The organism is Thalassolituus sp. UBA2590 (assembly GCF_002339775.1).
Classification (GTDB): Bacteria; Pseudomonadota; Gammaproteobacteria; order Pseudomonadales; family Oceanobacteraceae; genus Thalassolituus.
Map to the genome: position 1 here is coordinate 1 of NZ_DDKU01000125.1, position 3331 is coordinate 3331.

The 3331-nt window shown below is 52.6% G+C and carries 2 protein-coding genes; one reads left to right on the forward strand and one right to left on the reverse strand.

The features are described 5' to 3' along the window. Positions 1–593 (forward strand): AbgT family transporter (locus B2067_RS11010; protein ID WP_301388478.1); only part of this gene is annotated, 593 nt, incomplete at its 5' end. A 6-nt stretch (positions 594–599) separates the two neighbouring features. Here B2067_RS11010 and B2067_RS11015 read toward each other — a convergent pair. Continuing rightward, on the reverse strand, positions 600–3200 hold the full coding sequence (locus B2067_RS11015) for a protein kinase domain-containing protein (protein ID WP_301388480.1): 2601 nt from the start codon (positions 3198–3200) through the stop codon (positions 600–602). Between the last annotated feature and the right edge of the window lie 131 nt (positions 3201–3331).

A 3331-nucleotide genomic window follows, 5' to 3' on the forward strand; every position in this document is an offset into this window, starting at 1 on the left:
CACTTTTATGTGGGTATATTTATGGTCGCTTCAGCGGTACCTGGCGTCAGTCGCATAAGTTGGTTGACGCGATGGAGGCGAGCATGGCAACCATGGCCGGTTACCTTGTCTTGATGTTCTTTGCGGCACAGTTTGTTGCCTACTTCGCCTGGAGTAATCTGGGAATTATTTTCGCAATTCATGGTGCAGAACTGCTGACAGAATTGAACGCCCCAGCTCCCGTTATGCTTGTGGCTTTTATTCTTATCGCAGCGACCATTAATTTATTTGTGGGAAGTGGCGGCGCTAAATGGGCGCTGTTAGCACCGGTATTTATTCCTATGCTGATGCTTGTTGGCATTGCACCGGAAACCACTCAGGTGGCCTTCCGCATTGGTGACAGCAGTACAAATATAATTACACCACTTATGCCGTATTTTGGCGTGGTGTTAGCGTTTGCGCAGCAATATCGCAAAGACATCGGCATCGGCACCATTATGAGCATGATGCTGCCGTACAGTGTGGCATTTCTTATTGGTTGGACGGCACTTCTGGTGCTCTGGACCGGGATGGATTGGCCGCTTGGGGTAATCAACCCACCGGCGGCCAATTAAGCAGGATTAACGTGCCAGTTCACGTACCAGGCGGAAGCCGGTAAATTCGTCAGCGGTGCCGTTGTGAGCAGTTACTGTGCTGTATCGACATTCGTTCAGCGGTGTCTGGCGAGAACCACCGGCGGCGACCAGTTCGTTATCGCGGTATGCCCATTCCTGAACGTTACCGACATGCGATGCCAGGCCAAAGGAGTTCTGCTTACCGTTGGTGGTTTTGTGCAGCTCAAGACCTTTCTCAATGGCTCCGTATTTCAGGAAGCAGTTACGCTCCGGAAATTCAGCTGCACCGTCGGCGGTCGCTGCAGTTAACCATTCATCATAGGTCGGTAGGCGGTAATAATGCCCGGTAACGGAACTAAGCCAGCCTGCGAAATTTTCTGCAAAATCCACTTTGATATTGTGAATAGGCATAAAATTACGCGCGTATTTATCGGCATCACATAGCTGTGAAACAGTGCAATAATCAGCGACGTCGTCGTAGGTGATTTCGTATTGGCTGATGGCGATGGGGCGTCCACCATCCGGGGCCGGTACAACCACCATCGTAGGCCCCATTGCTTCACGTGGCAGTGGATCTGCGCAGGTGTAACGGCGACCTTTAGCACCGGTCCCTGGCTCAAGGTGTGAGCAGTAATCGACAACCAGTGGGTCGAGCTGGCCTTGTGATGGTAGTAGCTCTCGGGCTTCGGTCAGCATGGTATCGGCGGCAAATGGGCTGACGGCTGCAAGTTTGTTAAAGCAGTTGGTCAGTGAGTTAGCAACGATATTACGCAGGTCAGCAGAGCGACCCGGGTCCAGCGACTCAAGTGCTTTTAGATGGCTGGCTACGTCACCGGCGACATCAATCTGGTTTGGGCAGCGCAGGGATTTTTCGAGCGCGGCCACTTCCTGACGGATACGGATCTGGCGTGCTTCTTCGAGTTCTTTCTCTCGTTTTTCCTGTTCCAGGCGAAGCAGGTCGGCTTCTTTTTTCGCTGCGGCGAGACGTTCATTTTCTTGTCTCAGGCGATCGGCTTCCTGATTGGTCAGTACCTGATTGGTCAGCAGTTCAATCTGCTCTGCGGGAGCTTCCCAGCGACTGGCGTACTGCAAAAGACTCAGAACGTTTTCGAGATTATTGTCTGCAATGCGCTGCTTCGCTTCTTTTATGTAGGCTGCAATAACACGCTGACGAACACTTTCGTTCAGTTCATCGGTATTCAGCCCATCGATATTCGACACCAGATTTTCATAGTTCAGCAGTTCACGGCGCAGCTCCATATCCCACTTAGGGGTGAGGGCTGCAATCTGAACCAGCTGTTCGATTTTCTGTGTCTGGTTGGTGATGGCCGAATCTTCAAGTTTCTGCGCGAGTTCTTCTTCGAGCTGAACTTTTAACTGTTCCTGAGCGATCAGCTGTTCCTGATACTGCTGATAGTAAACACCGCCACCAACGACAAAAGCAGTCAGCGATGCCGCCAGAGCCCAGATAAGCATGCGGGCTTTACCGAAGAACTGTTTGTAAAACTCATCAACCGTTGCCGTACGCTGATCGCGCTTCAGTTCCAGTGCGCCTGACAGGGCGTTCCACTGGCGACGGGTCAGGCCTTTAATGCGCTTAGGCTTGAGCTTTTTAGTCAGCGCCTGATCTGCAGGGGTTTTGTTAAAAGGATGCTTGCCTGCATACAGTTCGTACGCCACGCAGCCAAGAGCGTAGACGTCATCAGATTGTGCGGGCTCTGCGCCTTTGAGCATTTCGTAGCTGGCGTAAGCCGGAGTCAGCGCTCCGAGTGTACCCGCATCAAAAATGGTTTTTTCACCGGCACCGTGCGCTGCGCTGCCTTCGGATACCGCGCGGGCGATACCGAAGTCGAACACCTTCGAGCCCTTGTTCTTGGTGACGTAGATATTTCCGGGCTTGAAGTCGGAATGAATAATGTTGTGCGAGTGTGCGTAAATCAGTGCGTTAGAAATATCACGCAGTGCACTTTCGGCCTGCTCAGGCGGCAAGCCGTTTGGATGTTCCCGTAACAGTTCATCGAGTGGAGCGCCTTCGAGGAACTCCATGGTCATAAATACGGTGTCGCGGTCCCGGTCAAAATCGTAAACGGTTACGATGTTCGGGTGAGCCAGCGTCTGTGACTTGCGCGACTCCCGTTGCAGCGAAATAAAGGCATCCGGGTGTTGACGGAAATCGTCATTCAACAGTTTGACGGCTACATAAGGGTCTGAGTCACTGGCTTCAACTTTACGTCGGTCGAGTGCTTTATATACCGCACCCATACCGCCAGCACCGAGCATGGAAACCAGCTCGAAACGCCCTTTGATCACTTTGTTGTTAAGGGCTGATACGCGCGGCGTAGTACCACCAGTGGTGGTGCTACCAGTGCGACTGCTGGTCGGCGTCGACAGGGGAGTCTGCGAAGTCACCAGTGTGGCGTCCGGGTTTCGCTGAGATTTGTTCGGTGTTGAGCCGCCCGCTAATACAGTAGCGTCGTCGTTTTTAGCAGGACCTTCAGAAGCTTTGCCGGATGGCTTTCCGGTTGCTTTGCGGTCTGAATTGCTGGCGTTTCCAGTGGATTTTCCACCGGTGACAAGACGTGTCTTGTCGTCCCTGTTATCGGTCATATTGAGCCTGTCGTATCGATACCCTTGACGTATTTCGTCCTTTTCGAGCCCTGGTTCCTCGTTGGCCCGACCTTCCGTTTGCTTGAACTCAGAAAGTGGCGCCGATATTATAGGACTTGCTCGCGCGGCTC